This is a genomic window from Moorena sp. SIO2C4 (assembly GCF_010672485.1).
GTDB classification, from domain to species: domain Bacteria; phylum Cyanobacteriota; class Cyanobacteriia; order Cyanobacteriales; family Coleofasciculaceae; genus Moorena; species Moorena producens.
The window spans coordinates 1-2,815 of sequence record NZ_JAAHGN010001000.1 but is presented as its reverse complement, the minus strand read 5'-3'; the positions used below and the strand labels follow the sequence as shown (position 1 = coordinate 2,815).

Annotated in this window: 3 protein-coding genes; all 3 read left to right on the top strand. The window is 38.7% G+C overall.

Annotated features, from left to right (window positions below; all coding sequences use genetic code 11):
• Positions 1-455 precede the first annotated feature (455 nt).
• From F6K20_RS32720 to F6K20_RS32710, 3 genes are read left to right on the top strand one after another with little or no spacing between them, the layout of a single operon-like run.
• Positions 456-1,025 (top strand): Pvc16 family protein, encoded by a 570-nt coding sequence (locus tag F6K20_RS32720; RefSeq protein ID WP_008186237.1) that lies wholly within the window; start codon positions 456-458, stop codon positions 1,023-1,025.
• A 38-nt stretch (positions 1,026-1,063) separates the two neighbouring features.
• Complete coding sequence (locus F6K20_RS32715; protein ID WP_287297548.1) at positions 1,064-1,930, top strand: hypothetical protein; 867 nt, start codon at positions 1,064-1,066, stop codon at positions 1,928-1,930.
• A gap of 24 nt (positions 1,931-1,954) precedes the next feature.
• On the top strand, positions 1,955-2,806 hold the full coding sequence (locus F6K20_RS32710) for a hypothetical protein (protein ID WP_287297547.1): 852 nt from the start codon (positions 1,955-1,957) through the stop codon (positions 2,804-2,806).
• Positions 2,807-2,815: the final 9 nt, after the last annotated feature.

Sequence of the window (2,815 nt, the reverse complement as noted above, 5' to 3'; positions counted from 1 at the left end):
GAAGTATAGAAAAGGTATTTCCCTATTCCATCATTCAACTCCAAGGGTACTCCCGTTATAGTCGAAGACTTAGCGGTAGGGGAATTGGAGAATGAATTTGTAGCGTATCTTGCCTATTTTTGTTAGGATAAGATTACACGATTAGCAAGATTGCTATCGATCACAATCCCAAAATTAAACGATTAAGGGACACGAAGCAATCAGAGTTTTCTCAGGTTCCAATATATGCATTAAAAGACAAGCTGAAAAGCCTCTGTCGCATGGAATTAAGCTGATCATAAACATACAAGTAACCCCAAGGATTTTATCGGAGGGTCTAGAGGCTGTTTGGTTCAGCCGTTAAGGGTTTTATACTCTTAAGAATCCCTCGCTATAATCTTCGATTTAGCGACGGGAGTATCAAAGTCTTCTGGTCAAGATTATCCTCCAATTATTAGGCGGGATAGGTACTACTTATGTTGGATAATGTTCTCTCGTTTCTTAAGGAACAACTCAACAGCTACATCCGAGTAAAAACCGGAGGTCAGGCTTTTGAGGTCTTATTTCTTCAGGATCGCAACGGGAAAGAAGTTTCCTTAGAAGAGAATGCCATTACTACCTTATTAGTTAACTTAGAAGAAGACTATACCTTTCGTTCTGGTGCTGCCTATGACCGGATGCCTAATCAAGGGGGGAAGCAGCAAAACAACCCTAATCTTTACCTCAATTTATACGTTCTCTATGCTGCTAATTTTACTAATTACAGCCAATCTTTAGAGTTTTTGTCCCTAATTATAAAATACTTTCAAAGTCATCGGTTATTTGATTGTCGTAACTCTCCAACCCTCAGTGCTGAGATCCAAAAGTTGACCATCGAACTGGTTAATTTGCCTTTTACTGAACAAAGAGAGGTTTGGTCTGGTTTAGGCATGTCTTATATGCCTTCAGTCATTTATAAAGTCAGAATGGTTGTCTTTGCCGATGGGGATACGGTGGAAATTGGCTCTGATGTAACTGATAGGGAAGTTAGTAGTTCAAGAATCTAGTATCGCCGCCAAACTCAAACCCAAGGGTCATCTAGATTATGCGTTATAAGCAACTCTTTGAATTAAGTATTCTTCACGACTATTATCGGGATAAAGTCTGCCCGGACTTAAGTGTTGAACCAACACCTGAATGTAGTAGGGTACTTAGGGGTCATCGTCTGATTGTTAAGAATAAAGTTAACGGAATAGTGGTCATTACCCCAGTATATTCAGAAAATTCAGAAAATTCAGAAAATTCAGAACATAAACCCTGGGTAGAGCTTGCTGAGGATTTGCGATTTACTTTTATATTGAAAATCAAAAATCAAGATTTTCTAGATTTCACAGATATTGAATGGAAACCCGTTGATAATGTTAGTTATCTGTTTAGTAATGAAAGGAATACTAAAATTGGAGTGTCAAATTTAGAGATAATTCCTCCTCAATTGTGTTACATAAAAGTGCCCAGGGTACAAACTATTTTTGGAATTGTGGATATTTATAATAACTCCTCCATGTCTAAAGATTTGAATCAGGGGAGTGACTATAAAATCACCTTTAACGCCAAAAAACAACCGTGGTACTATTACCTGGTAACGGATCAGTTAACTAATGGCGATGAATTCTTGATTGAAGATAAAGATCCGACCAGGAAACCAGAAATTAAATTTACTAGATCTACGAGTGCCGACGCTAAAGAAACAGATCCAATATTTTCTGCTCTTAACCAACAATTTCCTGAATCTCAAAAATATCTCTTTAAATCTGACTCAGAAATTGCTTGTCAGGAAGCTGGGAGACAAAACATTCAACTTTTAATAAAGAAAAAGAATGAACTTGGCGATCCCTCTGTGTGGATTGATCATTTACCTAATCCCCCTAATCATAACGGAATTCAAGTCATTAATGCCCTGAAATACCTATAAAAATTCAAAACTAAGGATTGAACCATGGTAACTTATAAAACTCCTAATGTTTATGTCGAGGAAATTTCTACATTTCCCCCTTCAGTCGCTGAGGTATCTACAGCGATTCCAGCTTTTATCGGTTACACAGAGAAAGCTGGAATAGGCGACCAATTAAAGAATAAACCCACTCGAATTAGTTCACTGCTTGACTATGAAACTTTGTTTGGTAAGGCTGAAGCAAGCGAGTTTTCTGTTACAGAGAGCTCAGGTGTAATTGCACCCATTAGCGCTCCTGAACTCAAGTATTTAATGTATTATGCTTTGCGCCTGTATTTTGATAACGGTGGGGGCAGTTGTTACATTGTTTCGGTAGGGCAATACAGCAATATTCCAAAAGCTGTTGCCGATTTTAAAGCAGGTTTAGATGCTTTAGAAAAAGAAGATGAACCGACTTTAATCATGCTTACCGATGCCGCTAATTTAAGTACTGAAACCGATTATTACGGACTTTGTGAACAAGCTTTGGTGCAATGCAATAAATTAAAAGATCGGTTTGCAATCTTCGACGTTATGAAAGAGAAAACAGACGAAACAGGCACAGGGGCAGACGAAACAGGCACGGGGGCAACAGAACGAACACCTAAAGGGGGAGTTGATGGATTCCGACAGGGAATTGGTACAGCATATTTAAAATATGGCGCAGCTTATTCTCCTTATCTCCAAACATCACTCAACTACTATTACACCGATGATTCTGTAAGTATTCAAGGAGGTGGAGGAACCACCGATACAGGAGGAAGCACTAATACAGGAGGAGACACTAATACAGGAGGAAGCACTGAGCCAAAGCTGACTGGCCAAAACCAACAACACCGATCTCTACAACAAAATTAAGACTGAACA